Source organism: Paenibacillus nicotianae, from assembly GCF_042681745.1.
Classification (GTDB): domain Bacteria; phylum Bacillota; class Bacilli; order Paenibacillales; family Paenibacillaceae; genus Saccharibacillus; species Saccharibacillus nicotianae.
In genome coordinates, this window is record NZ_JBHUGF010000010.1 from 401239 (window position 1) to 419262 (window position 18024).

At 39.9% G+C, this 18024-nt stretch carries 15 protein-coding genes and 1 pseudogene; all 16 read left to right on the plus strand.

Annotated features, from left to right (window positions below; all coding sequences use genetic code 11):
• The first annotated feature begins 4 nt into the window (after window positions 1-4).
• The gene (locus ACFSGI_RS06000; protein WP_204823270.1) at window positions 5-2479 is read left to right on the plus strand and encodes a penicillin-binding transpeptidase domain-containing protein; all 2475 of its coding nucleotides are present in this window, start codon (window positions 5-7) and stop codon (window positions 2477-2479) included.
• 111 nt (window positions 2480-2590) lie between these two features.
• Window positions 2591-4078: a UDP-N-acetylmuramoyl-L-alanyl-D-glutamate--2,6-diaminopimelate ligase gene (locus tag ACFSGI_RS06005; RefSeq protein ID WP_204823271.1), complete on the plus strand. Its 1488-nt coding sequence runs from the start codon at window positions 2591-2593 to the stop codon at window positions 4076-4078.
• Window positions 4078-5484, plus strand: coding sequence for a UDP-N-acetylmuramoyl-tripeptide--D-alanyl-D-alanine ligase (locus tag ACFSGI_RS06010; RefSeq protein ID WP_379283928.1), 1407 nt, complete (start codon window positions 4078-4080; stop codon window positions 5482-5484). The genes ACFSGI_RS06005 and ACFSGI_RS06010 overlap by 1 nt, the downstream gene beginning before the upstream one ends.
• A gap of 6 nt (window positions 5485-5490) precedes the next feature.
• Entirely contained in the window at window positions 5491-6459 is a 969-nt protein-coding gene (mraY, locus tag ACFSGI_RS06015; protein WP_204823273.1) for a phospho-N-acetylmuramoyl-pentapeptide-transferase, read from the plus strand.
• Between the two features lie 3 nt (window positions 6460-6462).
• Entirely contained in the window at window positions 6463-7941 is a 1479-nt protein-coding gene (murD, locus tag ACFSGI_RS06020) for a UDP-N-acetylmuramoyl-L-alanine--D-glutamate ligase (protein ID WP_204823274.1), read from the plus strand.
• A gap of 111 nt (window positions 7942-8052) precedes the next feature.
• Complete coding sequence (gene murG, locus ACFSGI_RS06025) at window positions 8053-9174, plus strand: undecaprenyldiphospho-muramoylpentapeptide beta-N-acetylglucosaminyltransferase (RefSeq protein WP_204823275.1); 1122 nt, start codon at window positions 8053-8055, stop codon at window positions 9172-9174.
• 18 nt (window positions 9175-9192) lie between these two features.
• Window positions 9193-10098: a UDP-N-acetylmuramate dehydrogenase gene (murB, locus tag ACFSGI_RS06030; RefSeq protein ID WP_204823276.1), complete on the plus strand. Its 906-nt coding sequence runs from the start codon at window positions 9193-9195 to the stop codon at window positions 10096-10098.
• A gap of 160 nt (window positions 10099-10258) precedes the next feature.
• The gene (locus ACFSGI_RS06035) at window positions 10259-11044 is read left to right on the plus strand and encodes a cell division protein FtsQ/DivIB (protein WP_204823277.1); all 786 of its coding nucleotides are present in this window, start codon (window positions 10259-10261) and stop codon (window positions 11042-11044) included.
• 366 nt (window positions 11045-11410) lie between these two features.
• Window positions 11411-12667 (plus strand): cell division protein FtsA, encoded by a 1257-nt coding sequence (gene ftsA, locus ACFSGI_RS06040; protein WP_204823278.1) that lies wholly within the window; start codon window positions 11411-11413, stop codon window positions 12665-12667.
• Between the two features lie 63 nt (window positions 12668-12730).
• The gene (gene ftsZ, locus ACFSGI_RS06045; protein WP_204823279.1) at window positions 12731-13876 is read left to right on the plus strand and encodes a cell division protein FtsZ; all 1146 of its coding nucleotides are present in this window, start codon (window positions 12731-12733) and stop codon (window positions 13874-13876) included.
• A gap of 212 nt (window positions 13877-14088) precedes the next feature.
• Complete coding sequence (pgeF, locus tag ACFSGI_RS06050; protein ID WP_204823280.1) at window positions 14089-14934, plus strand: peptidoglycan editing factor PgeF; 846 nt, start codon at window positions 14089-14091, stop codon at window positions 14932-14934.
• A 7-nt stretch (window positions 14935-14941) separates the two neighbouring features.
• Window positions 14942-15631 (plus strand): YggS family pyridoxal phosphate-dependent enzyme, encoded by a 690-nt coding sequence (locus tag ACFSGI_RS06055; RefSeq protein ID WP_204823281.1) that lies wholly within the window; start codon window positions 14942-14944, stop codon window positions 15629-15631.
• Between the two features lie 2 nt (window positions 15632-15633).
• Window positions 15634-16083: a cell division protein SepF gene (locus ACFSGI_RS06060; protein ID WP_204823282.1), complete on the plus strand. Its 450-nt coding sequence runs from the start codon at window positions 15634-15636 to the stop codon at window positions 16081-16083.
• Between the two features lie 4 nt (window positions 16084-16087).
• Window positions 16088-16360, plus strand: coding sequence for a YggT family protein (locus ACFSGI_RS06065; RefSeq protein WP_371748221.1), 273 nt, complete (start codon window positions 16088-16090; stop codon window positions 16358-16360).
• 66 nt (window positions 16361-16426) lie between these two features.
• Window positions 16427-17209: a YlmH family RNA-binding protein gene (locus ACFSGI_RS06070; RefSeq protein ID WP_204823283.1), complete on the plus strand. Its 783-nt coding sequence runs from the start codon at window positions 16427-16429 to the stop codon at window positions 17207-17209.
• Between the two features lie 158 nt (window positions 17210-17367).
• Window positions 17368-17871 (plus strand): annotated as a pseudogene (locus tag ACFSGI_RS06075) (DivIVA domain-containing protein); the annotation flags it as partial.
• Between the last annotated feature and the right edge of the window lie 153 nt (window positions 17872-18024).

Sequence of the window (18024 nt, forward strand, 5' to 3'; positions counted from 1 at the left end):
AACAGTGAATAAGAGAATAAAACTTCGTACTTTATTTATAGGGGGATGTATTACCCTCTTTTTTGCTGTACTGATTATTAAAGTATTCTGGCTACAAGTGGTTCAAACAGGTCGTTGGACGGACAAAGCTATTACACAATGGACAGCTAACAGCAATATTTCAGCTAAACGTGGTACGATTACAGACCGTAATGGTAATGATCTAGCGATGGATGCTCCGGCTTATAATGTTGCCCTTAATCCTAAAATTATTGCTGAGTATGGGATTAAAGGCGATGTTGTAAGCCAGCTTCATGCTATTCTGGGTACAGATGAAGCAGAAATTGAAAAGCAAGCCACTTCTGTTATGACTACTAAACAAAATACAACAGTGTTGCGTACATGGCGTGAACTCAATTCAGGTGGTCGTTTAATCGATCAAGAAAAAGCTGATCAAATCAATGCTTTTATCAAACAGTTGAAAGAAAAAACTGGTCAAAAATGGGATGTCGGTGTGTATTTAAGTGCTGATTCCAAACGCTTTTATCCTAAAAATGAATTAGCAGCTCATGTTATTGGTTATACGAATAAAGATGGTAATGCTGTTGCAGGAATTGAAGCGTATTATGATGAAAAGCTTAAAGGGACAGATGGTCATATTCAATACCTGCGTGATAAACAGGGTGATAAATTACCTGATTCCAAAGATGTTTATACGCCTGCCAAAAATGGAGATAATCTAACGTTAACGATTGATGAGACGATTCAGTATTATATTGAACAAGCGATGAAAGATGCTTATGAACAATTAAAACCTGAAAGTATCACTGTAATTGCAGCAGATCCTAATACGATGGAAATTCTAGGTATGGCAAATATGCCAACTTTTAATCCTAATAAGTTTAACGAAGTGACCAATCCAATTGATTTCCGTAATCTGGCTGTTAAAGCGATCTATGAACCAGGTTCAACGTTTAAGATCGTAACTCTTTCTGGAGCAGTCCAAGAAAATCTGTTTAACCCCAATGCAACGTATCAATCAGGTTCTATTCAAGTAGGACGGACAACACTACATGACTTGAATCATAGCGGATGGGGAACGATTAGTTACTTAGAAGGTCTAAAGCGTTCAAGTAATGTAGCTTTTGTTAATCTTGGTTATAAGATGCTGGGTGCAGAACGTTTGCGTAAATATATTGATGCTTTTGGATTTGGAGAACAGACAGGAATAGAATTGCCTGGAGAAGCTAAAGGTGCTATTACTTTCCACCCGAATATCCCGACAGAAGTAGCAACCGCTGCTTACGGGCATGGGTTGGTACAGGTGACACCGATTCAACAGTTAGCCGCTATTTCCGCAGTAGCTAATGGTGGTAAATTGTTAACACCACATCTAGTCAAATCGATTACTGATCCCAATACAGGAGTCACTGAAAATACACAGACTAAAGTCGTTCGTCAAGTGATTGACCCGGCTACTTCTGAAAAAGTACGTGGTTATCTGGAACAGGTCGTTTCGGATCAAGACATTGGAACAGGTCGCCATGCGTATATTGATGGTTATCGTGTTGCAGGTAAAACAGGTACTGCTGTTAAAGTTATCAATGGTAAGTATGACTATACGAAGCAAGTGGTATCTTTTGTAGGATTTGCACCTGCTAATGATCCTAAGATCGCTATGATCGTAGTGATTGACCAACCGTCAGATTCGAAACTAGGCGGAGGTACAGCAGCCGCTCCTGTATTTAAAAAGATAGTGAGCCAGGTGTTGCCTTATATGGGTATTTCTAAAGTCTTTGACGATGGTGAAACCAAACCTAAAGCAGAGGTAGCTTCTAAAAAACTAATGGCTTCCTATACTGCTCCTACACTTACAGGTAAAATACTTGCAGATGCGAAGAAAAAATTGCTTGCAGATGGTATTTCATATACAACTGTGGGTTCAGGCAATAAAGTAGTCAAACAGTATCCAGCAAGTGGAGCAGCAATGACAGGTGGACAAACGATTTATTTGATGACAGAAGATCCAACCAAAATGAGTATTCCTGATCTAAAAGGAGAATCATTGCGTGATGCATTACAAATTCTATCGCTGATGAAAGTAGAAGTGACAGCGACAGGTGAAGGATATGTATCTGAACAAGTAGAGTCTTCCAGTGGTGGTAGACGATCTGTAACGCTTACTCTTAAATCTGCTCGAGCAACAGTAACAGGTGTAGATGATACAGAAGAAGATTCAGCAACATCGGATGAAGCAAGTAAGCCGAAAGACGGAGAAACTGAAGGTAAAGAATCTTCAGAAGAAGCTTCAACAGACAAATCTACTTCTACTGATCCCAAGTCTACGGAATCCAAAGATTCAACGACTTCAGATACCCAAACAGACTCAAGTACTTCCACAGAAGGTAAAACGGATAGTAGTACATCCAAAAATAGTACTAATCAAAATCCAACCAGTAGTCTGGAAATTCCAGAACCTACAGGTGCGCCTACGAATTAATGTAATTTACGATCACCCGGCATAATCAGAAAAGATAGAGTGAAACTGGCTCTATCTTTTGTCTGCTATATGTCGGGTATCGTTATTAATATTTAGAAAAGAGGTAAAACTATGCTTTTGTCAGAAGCAGCACATCTGCTGATCACATCTCAAGTGCTCGGTGATGTTCACACAAAAATATCTGGTATGGAGATTGATTCTCGCCAAGTGAAATCGGGTGATCTGTTTATCTGTCTGCCTGGTTTTACAGTAGATGGACATGATTATGCCGCTCAAGCTATTCAGAAAGGTGCTAGTGCATTAGTAGTAGAACGTCAACTTGAATTAGATATTCCGCAATTGATCGTTAGTAGTTGTCGTCATGCGATGGCTGTATTATCTGATCATTTTTTTGAATATCCAAGTAGAACGTTAAATATGATCGGAATTACAGGAACAAATGGCAAAACCACAACTTCTTATCTGATTGAGCGTATTATGAATGATGCACATATTAATACAGGATTGATTGGCACTATCGAGATGCGATATAACGGCACAGCAACGCCTATGCCTCGTACCACACCTGAAGCGTTAGAATTACAACGTTTGTTACATGAAATGGTGCAATCAGATGTGAAAAGTTGTGTGATGGAAGTGTCTTCTCACGCTTTAGAGCAAGGAAGAGTGAAAGGGACAGATTACCGTACAGCTATTTTTACAAATATAAGTCAAGACCATCTGGATTATCATGAGACGATGGAAGAGTACATTGCAGCCAAAGGGCTGTTTTTTGCACGTTTGGGGAACCGTTACGAAATAGATCCTACAAAGCGTAAATATGCTGTTTTGAACAACGACGATCCTGCTGCTGAATATTTCCGTAAAATTACGGCTGCAGATGTGATTACATATGGAGTCGATCATCCTGCTGATGTACATGCTTCACAGATCAGAATTACATCGCAAGGCACGACGTTCCAAGTGGATACTTTTAAAGGCAATACAGAGATCACACTAAAAATGGTTGGTAAATTTAATGTTTATAATGCATTAGCAGCGATTACAGCTGCTCTTATTGAGAATATTCCGTTAGAACACATAAAGTCTAGTCTTGAACAGATTGCTGGTGTAGATGGGCGTGTAGAGTCTGTAGATGGAGGTCAACCTTTTGCTGTGATCGTAGATTACGCTCATACCCCGGATGGATTGGAAAATGTATTGCGTACTATCAATGAATTTGCAGAAGGAAATATTATCACTGTCTTTGGTTGTGGTGGTGATCGTGATCGTACCAAACGGCCTTTAATGGGACAGATTGCTGCTAAGTACAGTGATTATGTATTTATCACTTCAGATAATCCGCGTACAGAAGATCCAGCCGCTATTCTTACAGATATTCAAAAAGGACTAGAAGAACAACAGGTTGCTACAGACAAATACGAATGTATTGTTGATCGCAGACAAGCGATTGAAAAAGCGGTTGAAATGGCGAAGCCAGGAGATGTAGTATTGATTGCGGGCAAAGGTCATGAGACGTATCAGATTATTGGTCAACAGACGTTAGATTTTGATGATCGTTTGGTAGCTAAAGAAGCGATAAGGGGTCTTTACAAGTGATAAATACAACACTCGGTCAAATAGCCGATATATGTGGTGGACAGCTTCAAGGTTCAGCAGATACTCGTTTGGAAGGCGTTAGTATAAATTCCCGTCAATTGGTTCAAGGCGGATTATTTATTCCTATTGTTGGCGAAAAGTTCGATGGACATCAATTTGTATCATCAGCGTTAACTGAAGGAGCTGTAGCTTCGTTGTGGCAACATGATCATGGGACGCCACCATCTGGAAATATAGTAATTGTTCAGGATACTCTACAAGCACTGCAACAGCTTGCTGAAGCGTATGTTCAACAAACAGGGGTAAAAGTAGTTGGTATTACAGGTTCTAACGGTAAAACAACAACAAAAGATATCGTTTATGCTTTGCTAGCAGAAGCATATCAGGTACACAAAACAGAAGGTAATTTCAATAATCATATTGGACTGCCTTTGACAATATTAGCAATGCCTGCACAGATAGAAATCTTGATCTTGGAAATGGGTATGAGTGGACGTGGAGAAATTGAATTATTATCTACTATTGCTCACCCAGAAACAACGATTATTACCAATATTGGTGAATCTCATCTTCAGCAGTTGGGCAGTCGGGAAGAAATTGCGCGCGCTAAATTAGAAATTGTAAGTGGATTGCGTCCAGAAGGCTTGCTTATCTATTTGGGTGATGAACCTTTATTAAAACAAATTTTGGCGGAACCAGCATTTCAGCAAAAAGAAATGCGTAAAATAACATTTGGACTGGATCATACAAACAATGTATATCCAACAGGTGTAATGTTTCAGGGTACAAATACTGTTTTTACAACAAATAGTGAATCCGATGAAGTATGGACTTTGCCTTTGCTAGGTATGCATAATGTGACCAATGCTTTAGCAGCGATAACAGTAGCTCAACATTATGAGGTTACTGCTGAACAGATTCGTCAAGGCTTATCCAAGCTACAACTGACAGGGATGAGAATTGAGATTATTCAAGGTCGTCATGGAATCACTTTGTTAAACGATGCTTATAATGCAAGCCCTACATCGATGAAAGCAGCTATAGATGTATTAGGTAATCTTAAAGGATATCATCGTAAAATTGCTGTGCTTGGTGATATGTTAGAGTTGGGCGAAGAAGAAGCCATATATCATCAGGAAGTAGGAAGATATATCGATGGACAAGCTGATCTATTATTCACCTATGGTAGGCTTGGACAACAGATCGCAGAAGGAGCAGCTAAAGTATTAGAACCTTCTCAAATTCGTTCTTATCTTTCTAAGCAAGAATTGATCAACGACTTATTAGAGATTGCACAAGACAAAGATGCTATTTTGTTTAAAGCATCGCGCGGGATGAAGTTAGAAGAAGTCGTACAGGCGCTGATGCCTGATTCAACAAGTAACGCAGAGGCGCTGGAGGAGTAAAACGACATGGATTTTCGAATATTATTTTTAACAGCAGCAGTTTCATTTGTATTAGCAGTAATTGCTGCACCGCTTTTGATTCCGGTATTGCGCCGTATGAAATTTGGACAGCAAGTACGTGATGACGGGCCACAGAGTCATTTGAAAAAAGCAGGCACGCCGACTATGGGCGGTATTATAATTATGATTGCTTTTACTTTAGCGTATGTAAAATTTTCTGTAGTGGATACGAATTTCTGGGTGTTATTGGTGGCTACACTTGGATTCGGTTTGGTCGGATTTTTGGATGATTTTATCAAAATCGGTTTGAAACGTTCACTTGGATTAACAGCAAAACAAAAGTTGTTTGGACAGTTGTTATTTTCTGCGATTGTTTGTTATATTTTGCTCAAAAGCGGACATAGCACAGCACTAGGTATTCCAGCTACATCATTTTCGTTTGATTGGGGTCCCTGGTTTTACTATCCATTTATTGTAATTATGTTACTGGCGATCAGTAATGCGGTTAACTTTACCGATGGATTAGATGGGTTGTTGTCCGGTGTAAGTGCAATCGCTTTTGCTGCGTATGCAGTCGTAGCTGTTCAAGCCACTTCACCTGCGGCGGCGGTATGTGCGGCAGCCATGATTGGTGCTGTAATCGGATTTTTAATTTTCAATATGCACCCTGCCAAAGTATTTATGGGTGATATGGGTTCTTTAGGTATCGGCGGAGCTATTGGTGGTATCGCAATTGTAACTAAAAGCGAGTTGCTATTTTTGATTATCGGAGCTGTTTTTGTTATTGAGCTGCTATCTGTTGTGATACAAGTGGTATCCTACAAAACAAGAAATGGTAAGCGAGTTTTTAAAATGGCGCCGATTCATCATCATTTCGAATTATCAGGTTGGTCGGAATGGCGCGTAGTAACTACATTCTGGGCAGTCAGTCTAGTATTAGCAGTGATTGGAATTTATTTGAGCAAGGGGTTGTAATAGATGAATGATCCTGAGACATATCGTGGACAAGAAGTTATCGTAATCGGATTAGCACGAAGTGGTGTAGAAGCGGCTAAAGCTTTGCATCGCTTGGGAGCAATCGTAACTGTTAACGATTTGAAGCCAAGAGAACAATCACCAGAAGCAGCCGAATTAGAAGCGTTGGATATTCAAGTGATTTGTGGAGGGCATCCTGAAGGCTTGATTCATAAAGGAATTACGCTTATGGTCAAAAACCCGGGCATTCCTTATACTGCTCCTCCTATTAAGCAAGCACTTGATCTAGGGATAGAAGTAATCACTGAAGTTGAGTTAGCATATCGTATTTCTGATGTGCCTATGATTGGGATTACAGGATCTAACGGTAAAACAACGACTACTACATGGGTAGGCAAAATGTTGGAAGCTAATCAACTTCATCCTATCGTAGGTGGTAATATCGGGATTCCGCTATGTGAAGCTGTATATGGAGCACATGCAGATAACTGGATTGTAGCTGAATTAAGCAGTTTTCAATTAAAAGGAACAAGTGATTTTAATCCGAAAATTGCTTGTCTGCTAAATGTAGCAGAGACCCATCTGGATTATCATGGCTCGATGGATGATTATGTTTCTTCCAAACGTAAAATTTTTGAAAATCAAGGTGAAAACGATACAGCAATCATTAATTGGGATGATAGCTATTGTCGTAGCCTTGTGCCTTATATTCAGGCAGGTACTTTGATTCCATTTTCGATCACAGAGAACCTGGGCAATTATATCACAGCAGCAAACCAAGCAACTGCATCAGCGCATTCACCATTATCCGCAGGTTTATATGTGTCTCCTGCATATATTCCAGAAATAGAAGATGAATTACCGCGCACAATGATGTATTGTGATCAAGATGGAGAAGTTGCTATTTTACCTGTACATGAATTGGGTATACCCGGTCGTTACAATGTTGCAAATGCATTAGCAGCTTGTGCGATTGCTATTACAGCTGGATGTCTTCCTCAAGATCTTGCTAATACATTGCGTGATTTCCGAGGTGTAGAGCATCGTTTAGAATATGTGCAAGAACATCACCAAGTTCAGTATTACAACAATTCCAAAGCAACGAACGCCAAAGCAACGATGACAGCATTATCTGCTTTTCAAGATAAAGGTATTGTACTGATTGCTGGTGGTCTGGATCGCGGTTCTGATTATATGGATTTGTTACCTGTATTTCAGCAACAGGTCAAAGCATTAGTTGTTTTGGGACAGACCCGTCACAAATTAGCTAAAGTAGCAGAACTTGCAGGGATTACACAAGTGAAAATCATCGAAGAATCGGAGCAAGCTGACTTAGCTATCAAGCAAGCAGTAGAACAAGCAGCAACGCTTGCTGAACCGGATAATATTGTATTATTATCTCCTGCATGTGCAAGCTGGGATATGTTCTCCTCTTATGAAGAACGTGGTCGTGCTTTTAAAGAAGCAGTGCATCAACTATAATGTTCTACTTGAATAAGTAGCATAAACAGTATATCTACTTTACAATAGATCATTCAGCTACTTAACTGATTGATAAAAATAATGAAATTTGAATTAAGGAGGTGATTTATCATGCGGGTCGTATTGACCGGCGGAGGTACAGGTGGCCATATCTATCCAGCCCTTGCGATTGCTCAGCAATGTGAGACTGAAGGATTAGATGCTGAATTTTTGTATATCGGTGGCAAAAGAGGATTGGAAAATAAAATTGTTCCTGAAGAAAAAATCCCTTTTGAAAGTATTGATATTACCGGTTTTAGACGCAAGTTATTTTCATTAGAAAATTTCAAAACGATAAATCGCTTCATTCAGGGTGTGAAAACTTCAAAACAGTTACTTAAAGAATTTAAGCCTGATGTGGTTATTGGAACAGGTGGCTATGTATGTGGCCCTGTCGTATATGCTGCTGCTAAGCTTAAAATACCAACGATTGTACATGAACAAAATGCGATTCCCGGGTTAACGAATCAATTTTTGAGTGGATATGCAAGTACAGTAGCTGTCAGTTTTCAAGATTCAGTGAACCGTTTTCCGCGTTCTAAGCATGTGATGTTTACAGGGAATCCGCGGGCGACTATGGTACAAAATGCAAATCGTGAGCGCGGACTTGCTTCCTTAGGTCTACCTGCTGATGCACAGATTGTATTGGTTGTAGGAGGTAGTCGGGGTGCGAGAGCACTTGTAGAAGCAATGGTTCAAATTGCTCCTTTGCTCAAACAAAATAATTCTGCTGTACATTATGTATTTGTAACAGGCGAAATATATTACGAAGAAATTCGCGAACGTATTCGAGATGCTGTAGGATCTTTTCCTTATTATCTTCATGTACTTCCGTATATTCCGAATATGCCAGAAGTTCTAGCGGCGACTTCATTGTTAGTTGGTCGTGCAGGTGCTTCTTCATTGGCTGAGGTCACTTCATTAGGTACGCCATCTATACTAATACCGTCACCTAATGTTACAAATAATCATCAGGAAGCTAATGCTTGGGCATTACAAAAAGCAGGCGCAGCAGAAGTATTATTAGAGCGTGAATTGACAGGGGAATCACTGTTAGCTCGAATAGATAAAGTAATGAGTGATGAAGAGGTTAGACAGAACATGTCCAAAGCAGCAACAAGCTTGGGTACACCTCAATCTGCATTTTTGATTGTTGAAGAAATGAAGCGTTTGTCAGGTGTTCTGTCCCGCTAGAAGGGGGAAGTTAACAAAATGCAGCAGTGGATGGATTTATTATCCCAGCATGCTGTCGGTCAAGTTCTTATCAATGAACCGTTAGCAAAATATACAACATGGAGAATTGGTGGGCCTGCTGATGTACTGGTGATACCTGGCAATCAAGATGAGCTAAGTACACTGATGACTAGTTTGCATGAACATAATATTCAGTGGACACAGTTGGGACGAGGTTCTAATCTGTTAGTCGCAGACAAAGGTATTCGTGGAGTAGTTATCAAATTAGGCGAAGGTTTTGATTATGCTACATTTGATGAAGATCGAATTATCGCAGGTGGTGCACATTCTGTCGTCAAACTTTGTGTGTTAGCTGCTAAAAAAGGATTGTCTGGTCTTGAATTTGCGGGTGGTATTCCGGGATCTGTAGGCGGCGCTGTCTATATGAACGCAGGAGCTCATGGATCAGATACATCGAAGATTTTGCAGTCTGCTCGAATTGTTCTTCATGATGGACAAATCGTGACCTACAGCGTAGAAGATATGCAGTATGCTTACCGTCATTCGATTTTGCAAGAACAACCTGGAATCGTAGTTGAAGCCTCTTTTCAAATGAAAACAGGTGATCGCGATACCATTATGGCTGAAATGAATAAACATAAAGATCGTAGACGGATTACACAACCGTTACAGCAACCTTCAGCAGGAAGTGTGTTCCGCAATCCACCTGGGGATCATTCTGCTCGCTTAATCGAATCAGCAGGACTCAAAGGATATCGGATTGGTGGAGCTGAAATATCAACTCAACATGCGAACTTTATTGTAAATGTGGGACAAAGTACCGCAGCAGATGTATTAGCATTGATATCACATGTGCAACAAGAAGTATCTAAACAGTTTGGCGTACAACTTCAACCTGAAGTATATCTGATGGGTGAAAAGTAAAACTGAACCGTATCAAACCGTAGCCAAAGCACATTTAGGTATTCAGCATTCTGCATGATATAATGACAAAGACTTTATTTCAGACAAGTGGATGACTGAATTCAGTTGGTACAACAAGACTATATTGAATAAAACCTAAAAAAGATTTGTGGAGATCGCTATGGTAAAGCAAAAATTAACTGTTATTCCAAATAACAAACCGGCTGGCAATCGGAGACCTTCCTTTAACTCAAAAATAACTCGTAAAACGCGATTGATTATTTTATTGTCGCTGATCCTTTTAGTCGTAATCGGAATCGTATTTTGGTTTTCGCCTATCGGTAAAATATCTCAGATCACGTTTAAAGGAAATACGTTTACAGCCAAAACCGATTTGTTAAATGTAAGTGGCTTGGCGAAAGGAAATGCCTTTTTTGGTATATCTGCGACAACTATCGAAAAACGATTATTAACGATCAGTTCGATACAAGATGCAGAAGTAATCAAGCATTTTCCAGGTCAAATTGATGTGACCATAAAAGAATATCCTGTAGTCGCTTATGAACTGCAAGATTCAGGAGAACTTACAGCTATTTTGCAAAGTGGAGCTTTGGTAAGAGCTGATACACGCGGAGTAGCTGTTGAAAAGCCGGTGCTGACAGGATGGTCTGATTTCGAAGCTCAGAAAGTACAATTATGCAAAGTGTTAGGAACGATTCCTAATGAGTTGTCTTCTGATATTTCGGAGATTAGCCCTTCACCAACGCCTTCGTTTCCAGACCGGATCAAAATCTATACACGTTCTCGCTTTGAAGTGATCACAAGTGTGTCACTTTTGGCAGATAAAGTAGAGTATTTGAATCAGGTCATAGAGACTCAGCCGCCAGGTGTAATTACGATGCTTGAAGCAGATGCCTATACGCCTTTCAACCCGGAAGATGTAGCAGATCAGGAAGTTGCACCGTAAGATTTAGCCTTTTGTTATCAGGAAATGCGAACGTTTTGTAAAATCATATAGATACAATACTTTCTGCAATGACCGAAAGATGCTAGAATGAAAGTTGTAGATATTAAAGTTTTGTAAACTTTTAAAAATTTACGGTGAAAATAGCCTACCTGATCGTTTTTTCTTCAACCTTTTTATAATGCAAACCAGTGTTCAAAAAGTTTGGAGAAAAAAGAGGGAAAGCATCGATAATGTTGAATATTAATGTAGAGAGCAATTTTGGGAAACAATTTATTTCGGAAATTCAATTTCCAACACATAATGGTGTGATTCTAAAATATTCGAATACACCGTTTTTATTACAGGATAGCGGGAGGTGCCTAGGGCTTGAGCAACAATGACATCATTGTTAGTTTGGACATCGGTACATCCAAAGTTCGTGCTATTATCGGGGAAATCAACAATGGAACCTTTAATATTATTGGAGTTGGATCTGCCGACTCGGAAGGAATTCGCAAAGGCGCGATCGTAGATATTGATCAAACTGTGCAATCCATCCGTAGTGCTGTTGATCATGCTGAGCGTATGGTCGGCATTCAGATATCTGAAGTTATCGTTGGTATTTCAGGCAATCATATCGGACTTCAAACGAGCCACGGAGTAGTTGCCGTATCCAATGAAGATCGTGAGATTGGTGAAGAAGATATCGAACGTGTATTAAAAGCGGCAGAAGTAATCGCTCTGCCACCAGAACGGGAAATTATTGACGTTGTTGCTAAACAATACGTGGTAGATGGGTTAGAAGGAATACAAGACCCGCGCGGAATGATTGGTGTTCGTCTAGAAGTAGAAGCGACTATTATTACAGGTGCCAAAACTTCTATCCATAATCTTCTTCGTTGTGTAGAAAAAGCAGATTTGCGTATCAAAGATCTCGTATTGATTTCATTAGGTGCAGGCCAATTGGCTTTGTCTAAAGATGAAAAGTCTATGGGATCGATTCTAGTCGATATTGGTGCAGGTTCATCTACCATTGCGATTTTTGAAGAAGGTTCGCTCAAAGCGACATCGACTTTACCGATTGGTGGAGAATTTGTAACTAACGATATCGCTTATGGATTACGCACATTAACAGAGCACGCTGAAAAAGTAAAACTGAAATATGGTTGTGCTTTGATCGATGACGCTGCATCTGATGTGGTATTCAAAGTTATGCGTATTGGCAGTAACGTAGACAAAGAATTTACACAGCAAGATTTAGCAGCCATTATTGAGCCTCGTGTACAAGAAATTTTTCAACTGATTCGTCAAGAAGTCACAAGACTCGGTTATCAAGAGCTTGCTGGTGGTTATATACTGACAGGAGGAACAGTTTCAATGCCGGGCGTTTTGGAAGTGGCTCGCGAAGAACTGGCAGCTTCTGTAAGAATAGCAGTTCCTGATTATATTGGTGTACGTGATCCTGCTTATACAAGCGGGGTAGGCATTTTGTACAATGTCATCCGCAATATCCGTGGTGGTGGAAGCACGGCTGGAGCTAACAAAAAAGCACCAGCACGTAACAAAACAACCTCGACCCCGGAAAGCAGTGCCAAGCCGGGCTTGATTGAACGGTTAAAAAATATGTTCAGTGAGTTTATATAAGCTAGAGTTCAATATTACATTGGAACAAGCTATTCATGGACAACGAGGGGGAGATGGGAAAGTATGTTAGAATTTGATTTCGAAATGGAAAGCCTAGCCCAGATCAAAGTCATCGGTGTAGGTGGCGGCGGAAGTAATGCTGTTAACCGTATGATTGAGAATGGTGTTCAAGGCGTGGAATTTATAACAGTTAATACAGATGCTCAAGCATTGCATTTAGCTAAATCTGAACACAAATTGCAAATCGGTGATAAACTGACACGTGGTTTGGGTGCAGGAGCTAATCCAGATGTAGGTAAAAAAGCGGCTGAAGAATCTCGTGACCTGATCATGAGTACTCTTAAAGGTGCAGATATGGTGTTCGTTACTGCTGGTATGGGTGGCGGAACAGGAACAGGTGCAGCACCAGTTATTGCTGAAATCGCTAGAGAATGTGGCGCATTAACAGTAGGTGTGGTAACACGTCCATTTACATTTGAAGGACGTAAGCGTTTTTCACAAGCAGAGCTAGGTATCGAAGGTTTGAAAGAAAAAGTAGATACATTGATCGTTATTCCTAATGATCGCTTGCTTGAAATTGTAGATAAAAAGACACCTATGTTAGAAGCTTTCCGCGAAGCAGATAATGTATTGCGTCAAGCTGTACAAGGTATCTCTGATCTAATTGCTGTACCAGGACTAATCAACCTTGACTTTGCCGATGTAAAAACAATCATGACTGAACGTGGTTCAGCTTTGATGGGTATTGGTGAAGCTACAGGGGAAAATCGTGCAGCAGAAGCAGCACGTAAAGCGATTATGAGTCCACTACTTGAAACTTCAATCGAAGGCGCACGTGGTGTGATTATGAATATCACTGGTGGTAACAATCTTTCGTTGTATGAAGTCAATGAAGCAGCAGAGATCGTTATTTCAGCTTCTGATCCAGAAGTAAATATGATCTTCGGTGCGATTATTGATGAAGACCTCAAAGAAGAGATCAAAGTCACTGTTATCGCAACAGGATTTGAACACAAACCGGCACAACCATTGCCACCAGTACGTCGTCCGTCTCAGCCTGTCGATGAATCTACACCTGCACCAACCAATGTAGAAGACAAAGCGCCGACATCACGTCCGTACAACAATACAAATACAACACAACCGAGCGGAGATCAGTTGGATATTCCAACATTCCTACGCAATCGTTCTCGTCACAAAAACGATTAGGTAACGGTGATATAATAACAATGCGAGAGGGCTTGTTTTCTGCGGAAAACAGGTCTTTTTCATTTGAATACCTTTTTAGCTCAATATACATTTATCATCTTCAAAGAAGTGTAAGTTGAAAAGATACGTGAAACGTTGAATAATAGGATGATCCAAGTAAAATAAAGTCATCATTTTAGTCAAAATATCTGGTTTTAATATGGGGTGTATAGATGGAAAAGTTTATAAGTCGTACGATAAATAGCGGACCTGAATTATTTGAGTTAGATACTTCGGCATATAGTCATAAAATCACAGCAGGATTCACCGGACGTAAAGGCGGAGTCAGTCAAGCGCCCTATGATTCGTTTAATTTGGCATACCATGTGGAAGATCAGCCGGAAGATGTATTGCAAAATCGCAAACTATTATGCGATGAATTAAAGTTTGATTATACTCACTGGGTATCTGGTGAACAGGTACATAGTAATCATATAGAGATCGTTACAGCCGAACATGCAGGCAAAGGATGGTTAGATCGAGAAAGTGCTTTTCAAAATACCGATGGATTAATCACTAATATACCAGGTATCTTATTAACTTCATTTTATGCAGACTGCGTACCACTTTACTTTATAGACCCGGTAAAACAAGTCGTAGGGCTTGCTCATGCAGGTTGGAAAGGGACAGTCGCTAACATTGCAGGCGAAATGATCGAAGCGATGAGAACGCAATATGGAAGTGTTATATCTGATATCCATACTGCGATTGGTCCTTCTATCGGTGGTGAAAGTTATGAAGTGGATAATAAAGTAATGGATGCGGTAAACGTTTGGAAAAGTAAGTTAATGGGTAATGGTGAACAACCTCTTTATGCCCGTCCGGGTGATAATGGTAAAACCTGGCTAGACCTCAAACAATTAAATCGACAATTCATGATTTTTGCAGGAATATCTGCGAACCATATCGAAATGAGTAATTGGTGTACTTACCGTAACCACGATCTTTTTTTCTCGTATCGAGCTGACGGAGGAACAACCGGCAGAATGGCGAGTTGGATAGGTATAGAAACGGAGTGAAAGACAGTTGGGATTACAAGAACGAATAGAGCAAGTAGAAGAACGAATACATCAAGTATGTGAACGAAGTGGACGCAAACGTGAAGATATTCAGTTGGTCGCTGTAACTAAATACGTTTCTGTTGCCAAAACGGCTGAAGTGCTAGATGCAGGCTTATTACATCTAGGGGAAAATCGTTGGCAAAATGCTGAAGATAAATGGAATCAATTACATGAACGCGGTGTGTGGCATTTTATCGGTCACTTGCAAACCAATAAAGTCAAAGATGTGATTGGCAAGTTTGAATATATTCATTCGTTAGATCGCTTATCACTGGCAAAAGAAATACAAAAAAAAGCAAGTTCTATGGATATTCGTGTTAAAGTATTAGTACAAGTTAATATCTCTGGTGAAGAATCCAAATACGGGTTACCACCGGAACAAGTCGATTCATTTTTTGAAAGTATAGCCTCATTCTCCAATCTAGAAGTAGTTGGTTTGATGACAATGGCTCCAGAAGTCGATGATGCAGAAATGACACGTCCTGTATTTCGAGGACTTCGTGAATTAAAAGATAATATCAATAATCGTGGATTAACTACAAATCCACTTACACATTTGTCTATGGGCATGTCGGGTGATTTTGAAATTGCTATTCAAGAAGGCGCAACATTTGTGCGACTTGGTTCCATATTAGTAGGTAAAGAGGAGGATTAACGATGGGTGTAATGAATCGCTTTATGAACTTCTTAGGACTTCAAGAAGAAGAGGAAATTGTTGAGCGTGAACAGATTATGGATGATGATGAAGAACCTCGTGAAACCTCTGGCACAGAATTACGTAAGAACAATAGAGCCAGCAATGTAGTGAGTATTCATTCTCAGAAAAATGTAAAAGTGATTTTGAATGAGCCACGCAGTTATGATGAAGCTCAAGATATTGCAGACCATTTGCGATCTCACCGATCCGTTATCGTCAATTTACAGCGTGTTCGTATCGATCAAGCGACACGTATTATTGATTTTATGAGCGGTACCGTCTATGCACTTGGAGGCAGTATTTCAAAAATCGGGGGCAACATTTTTCTGTGTACACCGGATACCGTCGAAATTGAAGGCACTATCGCTGAAATTTTAGGCGAAGATTACGAATATAACAAGATGAGGTGACGCAATTTTGGAAACGGCTTTTGCAGTTTTAAATGCTCTATATCGAATCTACACGTATATGATTATTATTTATATTTTGCTGTCCTGGTTGCCTAGTGCACGTGAAAGTTCTTTCGGGCAAATTTTGGCACGATTAGTAGAACCTTATCTTGCTCCTTTCCGTCGCTTTATACCACCGATTATGGGAGCAATTGATATATCTCCGATTGTAGCTTTGTTCGTATTACAATTAGCATTTAGCGGATTAATCTTCTTGTTAAGAAGTCTTATTTATTAATTTTTATTATCTTGTAACAAACAATCAATTACACTTGCTCTAAATATGAAAGGTATGAACAACATCATGCAAAGCAATATTTATCATCATTTTCATCCAGATGAGCGAGAGTTTGTGGAACGGGCTGCGGAGTGGATCGATAACGCAGCCCGTTATCATGAGCTAAAGCTGACCGATTTTTTAGATCCACGTCAAGCTTATATTCTGAATATTCTCGCTGCTCGTAATCTAGATGTGCATATTCGTTTGGATGGAGGATCAGAACATTCAGAACGTAAACGTGCTCTCATTGCGCCGGATTATATGGATTTGGATAACGAAGATATGAATTTATCAGTATTATCGATCACGCCAGAAGGGCGTAAATTCGCTGATTTGGAACATGGCGATTATATGGGGTCTATTTTGGGACTCGGTATCAAGCGAGGTAAAATTGGAGATATCCACGCGTTGGCGGATGGTTGTCATACGGTGGTATCGTCTGAGATTGCTTCTTATTTGCATCTAAATTTAACGCAAGTTCATCGCTTACATGTGATGACTGAGATTTTACCAATTGCTGAATTACAGGTAGCTACTCCAGAATTGCAATCGATGGAGCTAACGGTAGCTTCTTTACGCTTAGATGGGATAGCCAGTGATGTATACCGATTAAGCCGTAGTAAAATATTGGTGCCAATCAAAGCAGGGCGTTGTCGTGTAAATTGGAAAGTCGAAGAAAATCCTTCTCATGCTTTGCAACAAGGCGATATGATTTCTATTCAGGGGTTAGGCCGCTTTAAAGTATTAGAAATGGATGGGATTACAAAAAAAGGAAGATACCGAGTCAAAGTAGGTAAATTTGTTTGATAAAGAATAGATTAAGTTGCTATTTAAATCATGAATATAGAGCAAATTTATTTATTTTTTAACGTCTTTAGCAGGGATATATCCTTATCCGTCGAAATGAAGTATCATAGCAATAACGAGGCAATTCAACGGCCTAAACATTACAGGAGGTGTCCAACATGCCATTAACCCCGCTGGATATACATAATAAGGAATTCTCGCGTCGTTTGCGTGGTTATGACGAAGACGAAGTAAACGAATTTCTAGATCAAGTGATCAAAGATTATGAAGGGGCGATTCGTGAAAACAAAGAACTGCAAAGTCAGTTGATGTCTATTCAAGAACGTCTGGATCATTTTGCTAATCTGGAAGATACTTTGAGCAAAACGATTATTGTTGCTCAAGAAGCGGCAGATGAAGTTCGTAACAATGCCAAAAAAGAAGCTCAATTGATTATTAAAGAATCCGAGAAAAATGCGGATCGTATTATCAATGAGTCTTTATCCAAATCTCGCAAAGTGTCGATGGAAGTAGAAGAACTTAAAAAACAAGCTTCTATTTATCGCACACGTTTCCGTACGCTAGTAGAAGCTCAATTAGAGTTACTCAGCCAAGACGGATGGGATGCTTTGGAAAATCAAACGCGTGAACTTCAACGCACAAGTAACGAACGTGATCGTGAAAGAGATCGTCTGGAAGATCGCGACCGTGACCGCGATAGAGACAGAGATCGTGAACGAGATCGCGACAATGAAGAACAGCATAGTTCAGGTGATTTGTACTAAGATTACAGGTTCTAAGTTGACATTTATAGTCTAAAGCGCTATAAATATTTT